This window comes from Limnohabitans sp., from assembly GCF_031539175.1.
Lineage (GTDB): Bacteria > Pseudomonadota > Gammaproteobacteria > Burkholderiales > Burkholderiaceae_C > Limnohabitans.
Genome location: NZ_JAVKLQ010000074.1, coordinates 1 through 17,382, shown reverse-complemented (window position 1 = coordinate 17,382; position 17,382 = coordinate 1). Strand labels below are relative to the sequence as shown.

Here is a 17,382-nt window from a genome sequence, read left to right as displayed (position 1 = left end):
GATGTCGGCGATGAACAAACGTCTCTTTCTGGCCGCTTGCCTCACACCTGGGTTGTTTGGGTGTTCGACGGCGCCAAGCAAAGGGGCGTCGACAGCAACGTCATCCAGTTATCCCAATAACCCCGCCAAGCGCCAAGACATCGTCATGCAAGCCATGGCCATGTTGGACCGTGGCTACACCTATGGCGGTAAAAAACTGCACACGGGGTTCGACTGTTCGGGCTTGGTGAGTTTTGTTTACAAAGAGTCAGCAGGCATCCCGCTCAAAGGCAGCGCGGCACAAATGGCCGAGGTGGCGAAACCCATTGAGCCGGCGCAGGCCCACCCCGGCGATTTGGTATTTTTCAACACGCTGGGTAGCGCTTTCTCGCATGTGGGCATCTACATCGGCTCTGGCAAATTTGTGCATGCGGCCAATGAGCGAACAGGTGTGAAAACAGAGCGCTTGAACCATGTGTATTGGTCCAAGCGGTTCGAAGGTTATCGCACCGTTTTTGCTTGATCGCGAATGGCCAGAGCGGCCTCTTTCACCAACGCGGGGCCTTTGTAAATCAGACCGGTGTAGATCTGCACCACGTCCGCACCCGCTTTGATTTTGGCCACGGCATCGTCGCCACTCAAAATGCCGCCTACGCCGATGATGGGGAAGTTGGGGCCCATCGCCGCACGCAGCTGGCGAATCACTTCATTGCTTTTTTCGAACACGGGGGCGCCTGAGAGACCGCCGGTTTCTTCGGCGTGCGCCATGCCTTTGACCGCATCGCGTGCGATGGTGGTGTTGGTGGCAATCACGCCCCACGATGGCGTGCCCTCGTGCACGCAGTGACGCTTCAAGGTGGCTGCAATCACCGCAATTTGATCGCTGTCCAAATCTGGCGCAATTTTGATGAACACCGGCACTTGTTTGTTGTGCTTTTGGGCCAACTCAGCACGGCGCTTGGCGAGTGTGCCGATCAGTGCGTCCAGCGCTTCGTCGCTTTGCAGCTCGCGCAGGTTTTTGGTGTTGGGGCTGGAGATGTTCACCGTCACGTAGTCGGCGTGCGGGTACACACCGTCGAGGCAAATCAGGTAGTCGTCTGCCGCGTTTTCAATGGGGGTGGCAGCGTTCTTGCCGATGTTCAGGCCCAGCAGCATGGGCGTGCCGCCTTGCTGGGTTGCGTTGCTGCGGAACTTCGCCAGCTTCACGTTCGCCAAGAAAGCATCCAAGCCTTCGTTGTTAAAGCCAAGGCGGTTGATCAGGGCATTGGCTTGCGGCAATCGGAACATGCGCGGCTTGGGGTTGCCGGGTTGGCCTTTGGGTGTGACGGTGCCCACTTCGACAAAGCCAAAGCCCATCGCGGCCAAGCCGTCGATGCAGTGCGCGTTTTTGTCCAAACCAGCGGCCAAGCCCACACGGTTAGGGAAGGTCAAGCCAGCCAGTTGCACGGGGTCTTGCACGCGGGTTTGGCAGTAAGCCCAAGCCAGCGGCGTGTTTTGCGTGCGGGCCAGCATGGCCAGCGTGTGCTCATGGGCAGTTTCGGCATCCATGGCAAACAGAAAAGGGCGGGCAAGTGAATAAGGCAACAACGACATGGATAATCTCAAGCTTTGGTCAATCAACCTCGGATTTTCGCCCATGAGCACCCCACAAAACGCAGCCTCCCTGACACAAGATGAATTGAAAACTTTGGTGGGTCAAGCCGCCTTGCAATACGTGGTGCCCGGCGAGGTGGTGGGCGTGGGCACGGGCTCCACGGTGAACAAGTTCATCGATGCGCTGGCCACCATGAAAGACCAAATCAAAGGTGCGGTGTCGAGCTCGGTGGCTTCCACCGAACGCTTGCAAGCCTTGGGCATCCGCGTGTTTGAAGCTGCTGAGGTGGAAAGCCTGTCGGTCTACATCGACGGTGCAGACGAGATCGACCACCAAGGCCACATGGTCAAAGGCGGCGGTGCTGCGTTGACCCGCGAAAAAATTGTGGCCGCACAGTCCAAAAGGTTTGTGTGCATTGCGGATGAGAGCAAATTGGTCGATGCGCTGGGCGCGTTCCCCTTGCCCGTTGAAGTCATCCCCATGGCCACTGCACGCGTGATGCGCCAGTTCGCCGCGATGGGTGGTAGCGCCAAAGTGCGTTTGAAAGATGGCCAGCCATTGGTCACCGACAACGGCCAACACATTGTGGACGTGACGGGCTTGAAAATCAGCGACCCCCTGCAGTTTGAAACCGAGGTCAGCCAATGGCCGGGCGTGGTGACGGTGGGTGTGTTTGCGCATCAAAAAGCGCAGGTCTGTTTGCTGGGCACATCCACCGGCGTGAAAACGCTGAAGTTTTGAAAAGCCTAGGCACGTCGTATCGTGCTTTGGTGCTGGGTGCATCGGGCGCGTTAGGCAGTGCCTTTGTTCAGGCCTTGCAGGCCGACACGGCTTGCGCCCAAGTGGCGGGCTTGTCGCGCAGCTCACAGCCTGCCTTTCGTTTGGAAGACGAAGCCAGCATGGCCGCTGCAGCGGCTGCGCTCGTTGCTGAAGCTCAAGGGCCTTTTCACCTCATCATCGACGCCACGGGTGCGCTGACCATCGATGGGCAGGGGCCAGAAAAACACATGGGCGCGCTCAATGCCTTGCAGCTGGCTCGCGCATTTGAGGTCAACACCATCGGTCCTGCGTTGCTGCTCAAACACTTTGTGCCTTTGTTGGCCACCGAGCAGCGCAGCATTTACGCCAAGCTCTCAGCCCGTGTGGGCAGCATCAGCGATAACCGCAAGGGCGGTTGGTATGCCTACCGTGCCGCGAAGGCGGCGTTGAACATGGTGTTGCAAACGGCCGCCATCGAAGCTGCGCGTAAACGCCCGCAGTTGGTGGTGGCTGCCATGCAGCCGGGCACGGTGGCATCGCGCTTGTCAGCCCCGTTTGTGCCTGCGAAAGACTGCCTCACGCCCGCGCAATCGGCGGCAGGTTTGCTCAGCGCTTTGGATGCCTTACCTGCGCAAGCCGCTGCACATTTCGTCGATTACAAAGCTGAAGCGATTGCTTGGTGATGAAGGGCTAACGCGTTCAGAAATCACGCGCATTTTGAGCAAACAAAAACCCGCCGAAGCGGGTTTTTGTTTGGGCGCAGCAGACGTTACTTCTTACGCGCGGCAATCGCCGCTTCAGCGGTGTTCACCAAGTCAGCACCGATGGTGGCTTTCCACTTGTTGTACACGGGGCGTGTGGCTTTCACAAACTCGTCGCGTTGTGCGGGGGTGAGTTGGGTCACGGTCACGCCCAACGCTTCGATGCCTTTGATGACGGGCTTGTCGGCTTCGATCAAACCTTTGCGGGCAATCGCAATTTCTTGCTGACCAGCGTCCAAAGCTGCTTGACGCACGATGGCTTGGTCAGCCGGTGTCCATGAGTTCCAAATTTCTTTGTTCACCACGAACACGAGCGGGTCAGCCATGTAACCCCAGGTGGTGATGTACTTTTGGCCCACGGTGTGCATTTTGAGCAAGTTGAACAAGAACAAGGGGTTCTCTTGGCCGTCCACCGCGCCGCTGGTGAGGGCCGGTTGTGCGTCAGCCCAGCTCATTTGTGTGGGGTTGGCGCCCAAAGTGCTGAACATGTCCGAGAAGATGGGTGAGCCGACGATGCGAATCTTCATGCCCTTCAAGTCTTCAGGCGACTTGACGGCGCGCTTGGAGTTGGTGAGTTCACGGTAGCCGTTCTCGCCCCATGCCAATGGCACCACGCCAGATTTCTCGAGCGTTTTGAAAATGTGTTGGCCCACTTGGCCTTGGGTGAGCGCGTCTACGGCGGCGTAGTCGGGCATCAAGAAGGGCAGCGAGAACAAGTTGAGTTCTTTCACTTGGGGTGACCAGTTGATGGTCGAGCCCACGGCCATGTCAATCACACCTTGGCGCAAGGCACTGAATTCACGGGTTTGGTCACCTTGAATCAGCGACACGCCTGGGTACATCTTGATGTTGATGCGGCCTTGCGTGCGCTCTTTCACCATGTCGGCCCACAGCTTGCCAGCTTGGCCCCAAGGGGTGGGCACGTTGAGCACCAACGACATGCGGTATTCCGCTTTGTAGGCCTGTTGTGCCGAGGCGGTGCCTGCGAAGGTGCCCATCACGGCGGCAGCGGCCACCAAGCTCAAAAGGGTTCTGCGAAGTTTCATGGTCTCTATCTCCTTATTAAAACGAACTCGAAATCTTGGGCCTATTTGTCAATAGCCCATGTAACGCGGCAGCCACAAAGCCAACTCAGGCCAAGCGATGACCGCCACCATCACCAAAAACATGCCAAACAACATCCAGCCCACCCACGGCACGGTTTCTTCCATGCGCACACCGGCGATGCGGCTAGACACCATCAAGTTCACGGCCAGCGGTGGCGTGAACTGACCCAGCGCAACCTTCAGCGTCAGGATGACGCCAAACCACACAGGGTCCCATTTGTAGAACTGTACGATGGGCCACAGCAGTGGCACAAAAATCAAGAAGATCGACACGCCGTCGAGAAACATGCCCACGGTGATGAGCATCAAAATCAGCAGCGCCAACACGCCGTACTCACCCAACCCTGAGTTGACGATGGCGTTGGTGATGGGGTCAATCACACCGAGGGTGGACAGCGAGAACGCGAAGATGCCCGCGAGCGACACCACCAACAAAATGATGGCCGACAGCTCGCCTGACTCTTGCAGGATGGTGAACAAGTCTTTCACCTTGATCGTGCGGTGAATCACCATGCCCACGAACAAACCATAGAACACCGCCACCACAGCCGCTTCGGTGGGTGTGAACCAACCGGCACGCATGCCGCCTAAAATCAAAATCGGTGCAGCCAAGCCCCAAGTGGCTTCGCGCAAGCTTTGCCAAAACGCTGGGCGTGGCAAGCTGGCTTCGAGCGCGCCCATTTTGTGTTTGCGCGCCATCCACACCGCAGGCACGATGAGGGCGACGCCTGCCAACACGCCAGGAATCATGCCTGCCGCAAACAGCGCAGGCACCGACGCACCGGGGACCAACACCGAATACACGATGAAGGCCACAGACGGGGGAATCAAAATATCAGTCGCTGCGGCCGCGCCCACCACGCTGGCCGAGAACGCGGGTGGATAGCCGGCGCGTGACATGGCCGAAATCATCACCGCGCCCACTGCGGCCGCGTTGGCTGGGCCAGAGCCCGAAATACCGCCCAAGAACATCGCCACCATGATGGCGACCAAGGGCAACATGCCAGGGCCACGGCCGACGATGGCCACGGCAAAGTTCACCAAACGCAAAGCCACGCCGGAACGGTCAAAGATAGACCCGACCAACACAAACATGGGAATGGCCAGCAAGGGGTACTTGCCCAAGCCCGCATAGAAGTTTTGCGGCACAGCCAGCAAACCAAACCACTGCGCATCGGAGTTGGCCAAGGCAATGCAAGCAGCACCCGCCAAACCGAGGGACGCGCCGATGGGCACGCCAGCCAACATCATGGCGAGGAAAGCAACAAAGAGGAGCGTGGGGATCATGCGCGACGCCCCCGACGGATGAAGAGCCCCAAGGCGCGGCCTGCAATGGCCACCGACATGATGGGCAGCCAAATGGTATACCACCACTGCGGAACGCCAATGCCGGGCGAGGTTTCTTCAAAGCGAATGTCGTCCCACACCACGCGCGAACTCAGCACGGCGATGAGCGCAAACAACACAAACACCATGATGGCGCCAAAACGGGCGAGGGCACGTTGTCGCTCAGGCGAGCCACTGTCGGCAAAGTACTCGATGCGAATTTGGCGGTTGCGCGCCACAGACGCAGAGCCCGCCACCAGCGACAACACAATCATCAAGAACACCGAAAACTCTTCGGTCCATGCAAACGACTGGTCGGTGAAGTAGCGCACCAACACGTTGGCAAACGTGATGAGCGAGAGCAAGCCCATCACGATGACTGTGAGCCAGTCTTCAATCTTGAGGGGAACAACGGTGACTTCGTCTTGCGCGGCTGGATCATGGATCTCAACGGGCAAGTGCGTCGGTTCGTGGAGGTGAGACATAGAAAAAGTAAGCGCCTATAGCCAATAACGCAAGGACTTTAGCACGCGCTGTCGCCACATTTTGTGCGCGACGGGCCCGTTAAAACGTGGCCATCCAAGCGGCGGTCATGACCAAGATCGCCGCCATGCCACGGTTGAACCAGCGTCGCCGCAGACCGGTGTGGTTGGGGCCGTTGAGCCAAGCCCGCAACAGTGAGCCGATGAGGGCGTAGGTCAAGTTGCTGGCAAAACCAAAAGCGACCATGGCGGGCAAGAGCCAACTCAAGCGCTGCCACAGGTGTTCGCGACCGGCGAGCCAGCCAGAAACGAGGGTCAAGGCCAGCATCCACGCTTTGATGTTGACGAACTGCAGCATCACGCCTTGCATGAACGTCACGTCTAGCCGTTCCATGTGGGCGTTGGCTAGCGCGCCTGCACGCGCCAATTTGAACGCCAGCCACAGCAAATAAGCGACGCCCACCACTTGGATGCCGATACGTAATGCCGGTTGCGCTTGGATCAACGCGCCCACGCCTGCGGCACACAGGCTGAGCATCAAGCCCCAGCCCACGGGGACTGACACCACAAACGGCAAAGCATGTCGCAGCCCTCGGTTGGCCGCCAAAGCGGTGGAGAGCGTGGTGTTGGGGCCCGGCGTGAAGCTGGTGGCCGTCAGCAACATCAGCAGGGCTGACAGCTCGGCAGCAGACATGGTGCTTAGGCCATGCCTTGGTGGCGCAGCAGCGCGTCGAGTTTGGGTTCGCGGCCACGGAAGGCTTTGAACGATGCCATCGCAGGGCGGCTGCCACCGACTTCCAAAATCGCTTCGCGGTAGCGGCGGCCCGTTTCAATGCTGGGTTCGCCATCGGCACCTGCGGTTTCTTCAAACGCAGCGTAGGCGTCAGCGCTCAGCACCTCGGCCCACTTGTAGCTGTAGTAGCCCGCGGCATAGCCGCCTGCAAAGATGTGGCTGAAGGTGTGCAGCGTGCGGCCCCATGCAGGGCTTTGCAACACGGCCACTTCGGCGCGCACATCGCGCAGCACTTGCATGAAGTCTTGTGCCTTGTCGCCTTCGGTGTGCAAGCGCATATCGACGAGCGAGAACTCAATTTGGCGCAGCGTTTGCAAGCCGCTTTGGAAGTTTTTGGCGGCCAGCATTTTGTCGAACAACGCGCGTGGCAGCGGCTCGCCGGTGTCGACGTGCGCGGTCATGTGGCGCAGCGCGGACCACTCCCAGCAGAAGTTTTCCATGAATTGGCTGGGTAGCTCAACGGCGTCCCATTCCACGCCGCTGATGCCCGACACGTCGCGCTCGTTCACTTGCGTGAGCATGTGGTGCAAGCCATGGCCGCACTCGTGGAAGAGGGTGATGACGTCGTCGTGCGTCAGCAGCGGTGGCTTGTTGCCCACGCTTTCCGCGAAGTTGCACACAAGGTGCGCCACGGGGGTTTGCAATGCACCTGTGTCGGGGCGCAGCCAACGGGCGCGTACATCGTCCATCCAAGCGCCGCCGCGTTTGCCCGAGCGCGCACCGGGGTCGAGGTAGAACTGGCCGACCAGCACCGGTGGCAGGCCACGTCCGCGGGTTTCTTCGGTGTGGCGCTCAATCCGGTAGAACTCCACGGCGGGATGCCACACGGGCGCTTGATCGCGGCGAATGCTCACCTCGAACAAGGTTTCCACAATCTTGAACAAACCAGCCAAGACTTTGGGCGCCGTGAAGTAGGGTTTGACTTCTTGTTCGCTGAAGGCGTAGCGCGCTTCTTTGAGCTTCTCGCCGATGTACGGCCAATCCCAAGGCTGTGGGTCTTGCACGTTCAAGTGTTCGGCCGCGAAGGCGCGCATTTCGGCCACGTCTTTTTCAGCGTAGGGGCGGGCGCGCTGGCCCAAGTCACGCAAAAAGGCCATCACCTCGGCCGGCGACTGGGCCATCTTGGTGGCGAGCGAGACCTCGGCGTAGTTGGCGTAGCCCAACAACTGCGCTTCTTCTTGACGCAGCGCCAAGATTTCTTTCACCCAAGGCGTGTTGTCTTGCTCAGTTTTGCCCGCTTGCACCGCTTCTGATTGGTCGGAGGCGCGTGTGGCGTAGGCGCGGTAGAGTTTTTCTCGCAAGGCCGAGCTGTGGGCGAACTGCATGATGGGCAAGTAGCACGGCATTTTGAGGTTGAGTTTGTGGCCTGCCACGCCGTCTTTTTCGGCTGCGGCGCGTGTGGCGTGCAGCACGTCTTCAGGCACGCCGGCCAATTCGTCAGCCGTGACGATGGCCGACCACTGGTCGGTGGCGTCCAGCACGTTTTCGCTGAATTTTTGGCTCACGTCGGCCATGCGCTCTTGAATGGCTGCAAAGCGTTCTTTGGCGGCGCCGACCAGTTCGGCGCCAGAGAGCACGAAGTTGCGCATGGCATTGTCATGGGCTTGGCGCTGCTCGGCGTTCAAGCTGGCCAACGCAATGGCTTTGTACTTGGCATACAAGCGCTCATCGGCGCCTAAGCGCGTGTAAAACTCGGTCACGCGCGGCAGTGCCTCGGTGTAGGCGGCGCGAAGTTCTGGGGTGTCGGCCACCGAATGCAAATGGCTGATCGCGCCCCAAGCACGGCTCAACTTTTCGGTGGCCACGTCCAGCACCGCGGCAATCGCACGCCACTCGGCAGGGAAGTCGGCGGCGGTGACTTGCTCTAAGGCCGCATCGGCTGCAGGCAAGAGTTGGTCAAGCGCTGGCGCGATGTGTGTGGGTTGGATGACATCGAACAGCGGGTGATCGCTGAAGTCGAGAAGGGGGTTGGCGTGTGTGGTGTTGGATGTCATCGTCTGGACTCGTTAAGCGGGTTGCTTCTCAGATAAGGCACGTTGCGCCGATTCCAAGGTGTTGACCAACAACATGGTGATGGTCATCGGTCCCACGCCGCCTGGCACGGGGGTGATGTAGCCGGCGACTTCTTTCACGCCGTCAAAGTCCACATCGCCGCAGAGCTTGCCTTCATCGTTGCGGTTCATGCCCACGTCCAACACCACGGCGCCGGGTTTGACCATGTCTGCCGTCAGTACATTGCGCTTGCCGACGGCAGCCACGATCACGTCGGCCTGCAGGGTGAGGGTTTTGAGGTTTTGGGTGCGCGAATGCGCCACCGTCACGGTGGCATCTTTTTGCAAAAGCATCAAGGCCATGGGTTTGCCCACAATGTTGCTGCGGCCAATCACCACCGCGTGTTTGCCTTTGAGGTCGTAGCCAATGCTCTCCAACATCTTCATGCAACCGTAGGGCGTGCAAGGCCAGAAACCTGGCATGCCGGTCATGAGCGCACCCGCGCTGGCAATGTGGAAACCGTCCACGTCTTTGGCGGGGCTGATGGCTTCGATCACCTTTTGTGCATCGATGTGCGCAGGCAAGGGCAGTTGCACCAAGATGCCGTGAATGGCGGGGTCGTTGTTGAGGGCTTCCACGCGGGCCAGCAAGTCAGCTTCGGTCATGTTGGCGTCGTACTTTTCGAGCACCGAATGCAAGCCTGCGTCTTCGCACGCTTTCACTTTGTTGCGCACATACACCTGGCTGGCTGGGTTTTCGCCCACCAACACCACGGCCAAACCCGGGGTCAGGCCTTTGGCTTTGAGGGCCGCCGTGTCGGCAGCGACTTGGGCGCGGAGTTGTTTGGAGAGGGCGTTGCCGTCGATGAGTTGTGCAGTCATGGTGTATACAAATGGGGCTTGAAATTGAAAACGCCCGTGATGAACGGGCGTTGGCTTTGGCGCTTGTCGCGGTGAGGTGCTCAGCGCGAACTGTGTGCGGTTTACGCCTTGGGGGCGTTTTGTCCGAGGGCCGTTTTGAGCAGGTCGGCCACGGTGTTGGCGTTGAGCTTTTCCATGATGTTGGCGCGGTGCGCTTCCACGGTTTTGATGCTGATGCCCAAATCGTCGGCGATTTGCTTGTTTAAGCGACCCGCCACGATGCGTTCCAGCACTTGAGCTTCGCGGCCTGTGAGCTTGGCCATCAAAGCGTCGCGGCTGGCCGCTTGTTGCGATTCGGCAAACGACTCGTTGGCTTGGGTCAGCATGCGCTCGACCAAACTCACCAGAGCAGCTTCGTCAAAAGGCTTTTGGATGAAGTCCATCGCGCCTTTTTTCATGGTGTCCACGGCCATGGGCACGTCGCCGTGACCGGTGATGAACACGATGGGCAGGGGGGATTTGCGTTCGACCAGCTTGTCTTGCAGTGCCAAGCCCGTCATGCCACCCATGCGGATGTCCACGATCAAGCAGGCGACTTCACGGGCGTCGTAACGGCTGAGGAAGCTTTCAGCGGAGTCAAAGCAGCGCACGCGGTAATCTTTACCTTCAAGCAACCACTGCAAGGAATCGCGTACAGCCTCGTCGTCGTCGACAACATAGACCGTACCTTTTTTGGGAATCAAACTCATCAAAAAAAACTCCAACCTTATCGGGCGGGTATCCAAAAGGAAAAGCGGCAGCCCGTTATCTCTTTGTCATTGTAAAGGTTCTCAGCTTTGAGTCTGCCTTGGTGCGATTCGACGATGCTGCGGCATAAATTCAAGCCAATCCCCATGCCTTCAGGCTTGGTGGAGTAGAACGCTTCAAACACCCGTTCGATCACTTCAGGCGCGACACCGCGCCCTGTGTCTGTCACGGTGAATTCAATCACGGGTTGACCTTCTTCGCGGCGTGGCAACACCTTCAGTTCGACGGCGCGTTGTTGCATCGGGCGCTCTGCAAAGTCGATGGATTCAGCGGCGTTCTTCATCAAGTTGACAAGTACTTGCTCGATCAAAATCGGGTCCACATTGACGGGCGGCATGCGATCGGCCATCACTTGGGTCAGGCGCACTTGTCGCCTGCGCATCTCAATGCCTGCCAATTCGACGGCTTCACCCACCATGGTCGCGATGTCTGAGGGGGCTCGGTTGGGCTCGCTGCGCTTCACAAAACTGCGGATGCGTTGAATGATTTGGCCTGCCCGCTGCGCTTGATGCGCGGTTTTCTCTAAGGCTTTGAGCAACTCTTCTTCGCTCAGGTTGTTGGCTTTGATGCGCGAAACCATGCCGCTGCAATAGTTGTTGATGGCGGTTAGTGGTTGGTTCAACTCATGCGCCACGCTGGAGGCCATTTCACCCATCGTGATTAGACGGCTGGCGGCTTGGGCCCGCTCGGCCTGCACTTGCGACTGTTCTTCGGCGTTACGGCGTGGGGTGATGTCGGTGGCAATCACCATTTGCGCCAAGCGACCGTCCACCCAGTTCAGATAGCGCGAGCGCACCTCCAGCCATTTGCCCAATTCGGGCACAAAGATTTCAGCGTTTTCACTGCGCACTTCGGTCAGCCCGTCGGTGGGGAAGCCGGCCATGCCATCGTCTTCATCCAAGGCATCGTCGTTGGAGGCTTCTGACGATGTGTCCATTTGCATTTGGCGCAGCAAGCCAGCCTCTGCCACCAAATTCAAGTGCCCCACGGTGTTGGGCGCAAACCATTGGCGGTAGAGCTTGTTGGCAAACAGCAGTTCTTTGCTGCCCAAGGGCGCCACAGACACCGAAGCGTCCAAGCCTTCCAACACGGTGGTGAAGCGGTCGTGTGCGGCGGAAAGCTGTTCTCGAATGCGGTTGGGCTCGGTGATATCGGTCATCGAGGTCATCCAGCCGGTTTGTTGGCCACGGGCATCCACCAAAGGTGACACGTAGAGGCGGGCGTCAAACACCAAGCCGTCTTTGCGCTTGACGCGCACCTGAAAGCCGCTGGACGTGGTGTCGCCTTGCAACTCTTGGTTGAGCTTGAGTTGAAGGCCAGCAATGTCGTCATCGGGCCAATAGGGGAAGGGCGCTTCGCAGCCCACCAACTCGTCTTCACGCCAGCCCGTCATTTGGCAAAACGCCGTGTTCACGTACGTGATGCGGCCTTTCATGTCCATGGCCCGCATGCCGGTCAGGATGGAGTTTTCCATCGCGCGGCGGAAGTTGGTTTCTGCGACGAGGGCTTGTTGGGCTTGCACGCGTCGGCGGGTGTGGCGCCACGTGCCAATCAACATCCACGCCGTCATGGCGCTGAGCACGGCGACCAGCCAAAACACCCCGTTGCCAATCAGACCTTGGGAGGTGCGGTAAGCCTGTGCGTGCAAGGACAAGGCGTAGCCGACGGGCGTGATGGGCACTTCGTAGTCGTTGGTTTTGAGCAACCACGGCAATACCTCGGTAACGCGGGGGCGGGACTTGTTGGCCTGACCCGCCAGCACGTTGTTGTCGGCATCGCGCAAAGACACCGCGTATTTGTTGCTGATTTCGGTCGGCACCGCAAAACGCAGCAAGCCGTCTAGGCTGTATTCAGCCAAGATCACGCCTTCAAATTTGCCGTGGTTGACGATGGGCACTTGGAGTTCAAGTTGAGTCATCGTTTCGGCATTGGCATGTCTGTAAGTGATGGGCTGCGAGTACACCGGTTGCAGCAAGTCACGGCTCAGCTCTAAGGTGGCTTTGGTGGCGCTGTGGTTGAGGTTTTCGCCTTGCCAATGCACCACCGCTGCCCCCACGCTGGCGTAGGTGGCGCGTACGCGGCTTCGTCCGTCTAGCCATGAGAGACCCGTGATTTCAGGGCTTTGGGTCAACAGCGCTTGCGCTTCTGTGGGGAACTCTGCCACGCTGGTTTCACGGTTGGCCACCTCGCGGGCCATGCGCAAAAGCTGCTCTTGCTTGTCGAGCAAACGTAAGCGCAAACGCTGTTGTGCATATTCCACGTCACGGCGTACAGTTTCTTGCTCGCGGTCGATTTCTTCAAATTTCAAATACCAAAACGCAGTCGTGATGGCGGCCAAAAACAACACCACCGCTGCCAGCGGCGCCATGAAGGCGTAACGGTCTTGGCGGCTCGGTGTTTGTTGGCGCCACCAAGTGTTCCAGCGGATGGCCAAAGGTTTGACAAATGTGAAGGGGTGTGGCTTTCGCATGGTGTCTAGTTTAGAGGCGGCTTTTTTGCCAATTTGGTAAAAACCCTAAATGAATTTCATAATAAGAAATGGAGTGGCGCTATTTGAAATTTGCAAAAAATGTGAGAAACTTCTGCCTGGAGTCAAAAGCCAATACACGTGCCACATATAGGAGACAAGCATGTCAGCACAACCGACAGATCTGCGCACATTCGTCACAAACGATGCAGACACCCAAGAAACCCGTGAATGGATGGACGCTTTGTCGGCCGTCATCAATGCCGAGGGCCCTGAGCGCGCCCACTTTTTGTTGGAGCAACTGCTCGAACACGCGCGCGAGAGCAGCATCGACATGCCGTTCTCTGCCAACACTGGCTATGTGAACACGATCGAACCCGATCAAGAAGCCCATTGCCCTGGCAACATCGAAATTGAAGAACGCCTGCGCGCCTACATGCGTTGGAACGCGATGGCGATGGTGGTCAAAGCCAACCGCCACAACCCAGAAGACGGTGGCGACTTGGGCGGCCACATTGGCTCGTTCGCATCTTTGGCCCACATGTTTGGTGCGGGCTTTAACCATTTCTGGCATGCCGAGAGCGAAAACCACGGCGGCGACTGCTTGTACATCCAAGGTCACGTGTCGCCCGGCGTTTATGCCCGTGCCTACCTGGAAGGCCGCTTGACCGAAGAGCAGTTGCTCAACTTCCGTCAAGAAGTCGATGGCAAAGGCCTGTCCAGTTACCCACACCCCAAACTCATGCCTGAGTTCTGGCAGTTCCCCACCGTGTCAATGGGCTTGGGCCCCTTGATGGCCATTTACCAAGCGCGCTTCTTGAAGTACTTGCACGCACGCGGCATTGCCAACACCGAAAACCGCAAGGTCTGGGTGTTCTGCGGCGACGGCGAGATGGACGAGGTTGAATCCTTGGGCGCTATCGGTTTGGCGGCTCGCGAAAAACTCGACAACTTGATCTTCGTGGTCAACTGCAACTTGCAACGTTTGGACGGCCCCGTGCGTGGCAACGGCAAGATCGTGCAAGAGTTAGAGGGCGAATTCCGTGGCTCAGGCTGGAACGTCATCAAGCTCTTGTGGGGCAGCGAGTGGGACAAGCTCTTGGCCCGCGACAAAGACGGCGCCTTGCGCAAGATCATGATGGAAACCTTGGACGGCGACTTCCAAGCGTTCAAAGCCAACGACGGCGCCTATGTGCGCAAGCATTTCTTCGGTCGCGATCCACGCACGCTCGAAATGGTCTCGCACATGAGCGACGACGAAATTTGGAACTTGAAGCGCGGCGGCCACGACCCACAAAAGGTCTACGCCGCTTACGACGCTGCGGTGAAGCACAAAGACCAACCCACGGTGTTGTTGATCAAAACCGTCAAAGGTTTTGGCATGGGCAAGGCCGGTGAAGGCAAGAACAACGTTCACCAAACCAAGAAGCTCACGGATGAAGACATCAAGTACATGCGTGACCGCTTCAACATTCCTGTGCCTGACAGCGAATTGGCCAACGTGCCGTTCTACAAGCCTGCGGATGACACCCCAGAAATGCAATACCTGCACGAGCGCCGCAAGGCCTTGGGCGGCTACTTGCCACACCGTCGCACGAAAGCGGAAGAGCACTTCACCGTGCCTGCGTTGGACATCTTCAAATCGGTGATGGAGCCTACGGCCGAAGGCCGTGAAATTTCGACCACCCAAGCCTACGTGCGCTTCCTCACGCAACTCTTGCGCGACCAAGCCTTGGGCCCACGCGTGGTGCCCATTTTGGTGGACGAGGCCCGTACCTTTGGTATGGAAGGTTTGTTCCGTCAAATCGGTATTTACAACCCCGCGGGTCAAAACTACACACCGGTCGACAAAGACCAAGTGATGTACTACCGCGAAGACAAAGCCGGTCAAATCTTGCAAGAAGGCATCAACGAAGCCGGCGGCATGTCGAGCTGGATTGCGGCAGCCACCAGCTACTCCACCAGCAACCGCATCATGGTGCCGTTCTACGTGTACTACTCGATGTTCGGCTTCCAGCGCATTGGCGACTTGGCTTGGGCGGCGGGCGATATGCAAGCACGCGGCTTCTTGTTGGGCGGCACCTCAGGCCGTACCACTTTGAACGGCGAAGGCTTGCAGCACGAAGACGGTCACAGCCACATCATGGCCAACACCATCCCGAACTGCGTGTCTTATGACCCCACCTTCGCACACGAAGTCGGCGTCATCTTGCACCACGGTTTGAAGCGCATGGTCGAGAAGCAAGACAACGTCTTCTACTACCTGACTTTGTTGAATGAAAACTACGCCATGCCTGGCCTCAAAGCCGGCACCGAAGAGCAAATCATCAAAGGCATGTACTTGCTGCAACAAGGTGAGGGTGACAAGAAGTCACCTCGCGTGAACTTGTTGGGCTCGGGCACCATCTTGCGCGAGTCCATCGCCGCACGCGACTTGCTCGCCAAAGACTGGGGCATCGCTGCCAACGTGTGGAGCTGCCCAAGCTTTAACGAGCTGACCCGCGACGGCCAAGACGCTGAGCGTTACAACCTGTTGCACCCCACCGACGCACCCAAAGTGCCGTTTGTGACTGCCCAGTTGGACCCTTACGTCGGCCCCGTGGTCGCCTCGACTGACTACATGAAAGCCTATGCTGAACAGATTCGTCCGTTCATCCCCAAAGGCCGTACTTACAAAGTGTTGGGCACCGACGGTTTCGGTCGTTCAGACTTCCGCAGCAAGCTGCGTGAGCACTTTGAAATCAACCGCCACTACATCGTGATTGCGGCACTCAAAGCCCTCAGCGAAGAAGGCACCGTGCCCGTGGCACAAGTGGCTGAAGCCATCAAAAAGTACGGCATCAAAGTCGACAAGATCAACCCGCTGTACGCTTAATCTGGGAGACACAACATGGCATTGCTAGAAGTAAAAGTCCCGGACATCGGGGATTTCGATGAAGTGACCGTCATTGAGTTGATGGTCAAAGTGGGCGACACCGTGAAAGCGGACCAGTCCCTGATCACCGTCGAATCAGACAAAGCCTCGATGGAAATTCCATCGAGCACAGCCGGCGTGGTCAAAGAACTGCGCGTGAACTTGGGTGACAAGGTCAAAGAAGGCTCTGTGGTGTTGGTGGTGGAAGCCGCGGGCGTCGCCGCAGCCCCTGCGGCTGCCAGCGCGTCTGCCCCTGCAGTTGCCGCACCTGTGGCCGCTGCACCTGCCCCTGTGGCCGCGGCCCCAGCTGCCGCCGCATCGGGCCCCATTGAAATTCGCGTGCCAGACATTGGTGATTTCAAAGACGTGGCTGTCATTGAGGTGATGGTCAAGCCTGGCGACACCATCAAGGTCGAGCAATCGTTGATCACGGTGGAGTCCGACAAAGCGTCGATGGAAATTCCGTCGTCACATGCCGGCGTGCTCAAAGATCTCAAAGTCAAAGTGGGCGACACCGTCAACATTGGCGATTTGTTGGCCATTTTGGAAGGCGCGGTGTCTGCTGGCGCTGCTGCCGTGGCTGCACCTGCCGCCGCTGCGGTTGCCGCTGTTGCTTCGGCACCGGCTGCTGTGGCTGCACCTACGGCGGTTGCTGCCGCAGTGGCTGCTGTGGCCGCACCTGCCCATGCGCCAGGTGCGTCGACGCTGGGGTTGCCCCACGCATCGCCTTCGGTGCGCAAGTTCGCCCGCGAACTCGGTGTGCCTTTGGACGAAGTCAAAGGCAATGGCCCCAAGGGGCGCATTACCCAAGACGACGTGCAAACCTTCACCAAGGCCGTCATGTCGGGTGCTGCCCAAACCAAAGCGCAAGCGGCCAAAGCCCCTGCGGCTTCGGGTGGTGATGGTGCAGCCTTGGGCCTCATCCCTTGGCCAAAGGTCGACTTCGCCAAGTTCGGCCCCATCGAGCGCAAAGAAATGGGCCGCATCAAGAAGATCAGCGGTGCGAATTTGTTGCGCAACGCCATCATGATTCCAGCCGTCACTAACCACGACGATGCTGACATCACCGACCTCGAAGCCTTCCGCGTCTCGACCAACAAAGAGAACGAAAAGTCGGGCGTCAAAGTCACGATGCTGGCGTTCTTGATCAAGGCTTGCGTGGCTGCGCTCAAGAAATACCCCGAGTTCAACAGCTCGCTAGATAGTTCGAATGGTGGCGACGCGCTGGTCTACAAAAACTACTGGCACATCGGCTTTGCCGCTGACACGCCCAATGGCTTGATGGTTCCGGTCATCCGCGATTGCGACAAAAAAGGCGTGTTGCAAATCAGCCAAGAAATGGGCGAGCTGGCCAAGAAAGCCCGCGACGGCAAACTCGGCCCCGCAGAAATGACAGGCGCTACTTTCACCATCTCTAGCCTCGGCGGCATTGGTGGCAAGTACTTCACGCCCATCATCAACGCGCCCGAAGTGGCCATCCTCGGTGTGTGCAAGAGCACCATGGAACCCGTGTGGAACGGCAAAGAATTTGTGCCACGTTTG

Annotated in this window: 14 protein-coding genes; 5 read left to right on the top strand and 9 right to left on the bottom strand. The window is 58.4% G+C overall.

The annotated features are described in order from the left end of the window. The first annotated feature begins 10 nt into the window (after positions 1 to 10). Positions 11 to 502, top strand: coding sequence for a C40 family peptidase (locus RMS95_RS13670; protein ID WP_310646750.1), 492 nt, complete (start codon positions 11 to 13; stop codon positions 500 to 502). Here the strand turns inward: RMS95_RS13670 and RMS95_RS13665 are convergent. Then, positions 481 to 1,572, bottom strand: a complete 1,092-nt coding sequence (locus RMS95_RS13665) for a quinone-dependent dihydroorotate dehydrogenase (protein WP_310646749.1) — start codon at positions 1,570 to 1,572, stop codon at positions 481 to 483. The genes RMS95_RS13670 and RMS95_RS13665 overlap by 22 nt on opposite strands. Before the next feature lie 43 nt (positions 1,573 to 1,615). On the opposite strand from RMS95_RS13665, the gene rpiA reads away from it, so the two are divergent. Further along, positions 1,616 to 2,314: a ribose-5-phosphate isomerase RpiA gene (gene rpiA, locus RMS95_RS13660; RefSeq protein WP_310646748.1), complete on the top strand. Its 699-nt coding sequence runs from the start codon at positions 1,616 to 1,618 to the stop codon at positions 2,312 to 2,314. Continuing rightward, positions 2,311 to 3,015, top strand: a complete 705-nt coding sequence (locus RMS95_RS13655; RefSeq protein WP_310646747.1) for an SDR family NAD(P)-dependent oxidoreductase — start codon at positions 2,311 to 2,313, stop codon at positions 3,013 to 3,015. Before rpiA ends, RMS95_RS13655 begins: the two co-directional genes overlap by 4 nt. Before the next feature lie 86 nt (positions 3,016 to 3,101). On the opposite strand, the gene RMS95_RS13650 is transcribed toward RMS95_RS13655, so the two are convergent. The 8 genes from RMS95_RS13650 to RMS95_RS13615 form a co-directional block, all read right to left on the bottom strand. Then, on the bottom strand, positions 3,102 to 4,139 hold the full coding sequence (locus tag RMS95_RS13650; protein ID WP_310646746.1) for a DctP family TRAP transporter solute-binding subunit: 1,038 nt from the start codon (positions 4,137 to 4,139) through the stop codon (positions 3,102 to 3,104). Positions 4,140 to 4,187: 48 nt separating this feature from the next. After that, positions 4,188 to 5,486, bottom strand: coding sequence for a TRAP transporter large permease (locus tag RMS95_RS13645; RefSeq protein ID WP_310646745.1), 1,299 nt, complete (start codon positions 5,484 to 5,486; stop codon positions 4,188 to 4,190). After that, positions 5,483 to 6,010 (bottom strand): TRAP transporter small permease, encoded by a 528-nt coding sequence (locus RMS95_RS13640; RefSeq protein WP_310646744.1) that lies wholly within the window; start codon positions 6,008 to 6,010, stop codon positions 5,483 to 5,485. The genes RMS95_RS13645 and RMS95_RS13640 overlap by 4 nt, the downstream gene beginning before the upstream one ends. A gap of 79 nt (positions 6,011 to 6,089) precedes the next feature. Next, a complete protein-coding gene (locus RMS95_RS13635; protein WP_310646743.1) occupies positions 6,090 to 6,701 on the bottom strand; it encodes a LysE family translocator in 612 nt (203 codons plus the stop codon). A gap of 5 nt (positions 6,702 to 6,706) precedes the next feature. Then, entirely contained in the window at positions 6,707 to 8,794 is a 2,088-nt protein-coding gene (locus tag RMS95_RS13630) for a M3 family metallopeptidase (RefSeq protein WP_310646742.1), read from the bottom strand. A 12-nt stretch (positions 8,795 to 8,806) separates the two neighbouring features. After that, positions 8,807 to 9,673: a bifunctional methylenetetrahydrofolate dehydrogenase/methenyltetrahydrofolate cyclohydrolase FolD gene (gene folD / locus RMS95_RS13625; protein ID WP_310646741.1), complete on the bottom strand. Its 867-nt coding sequence runs from the start codon at positions 9,671 to 9,673 to the stop codon at positions 8,807 to 8,809. 101 nt (positions 9,674 to 9,774) lie between these two features. After that, positions 9,775 to 10,401 carry a response regulator gene (locus RMS95_RS13620; RefSeq protein ID WP_310646740.1) on the bottom strand — a complete coding sequence of 209 codons (627 nt, stop codon included), beginning with the start codon at positions 10,399 to 10,401 and terminating at the stop codon, positions 9,775 to 9,777. Positions 10,402 to 10,418: 17 nt separating this feature from the next. Continuing rightward, a complete protein-coding gene (locus RMS95_RS13615; protein ID WP_310646739.1) occupies positions 10,419 to 12,929 on the bottom strand; it encodes a PAS domain S-box protein in 2,511 nt (836 codons plus the stop codon). A 160-nt stretch (positions 12,930 to 13,089) separates the two neighbouring features. On the opposite strand from RMS95_RS13615, the gene aceE reads away from it, so the two are divergent. Continuing rightward, positions 13,090 to 15,801 carry a pyruvate dehydrogenase (acetyl-transferring), homodimeric type gene (aceE, locus tag RMS95_RS13610; RefSeq protein ID WP_310646738.1) on the top strand — a complete coding sequence of 904 codons (2,712 nt, stop codon included), beginning with the start codon at positions 13,090 to 13,092 and terminating at the stop codon, positions 15,799 to 15,801. A gap of 15 nt (positions 15,802 to 15,816) precedes the next feature. Continuing rightward, on the top strand, positions 15,817 to 17,382 hold a 1,566-nt coding region (locus RMS95_RS13605), incomplete at its 3' end, for a dihydrolipoyllysine-residue acetyltransferase (protein WP_310646737.1).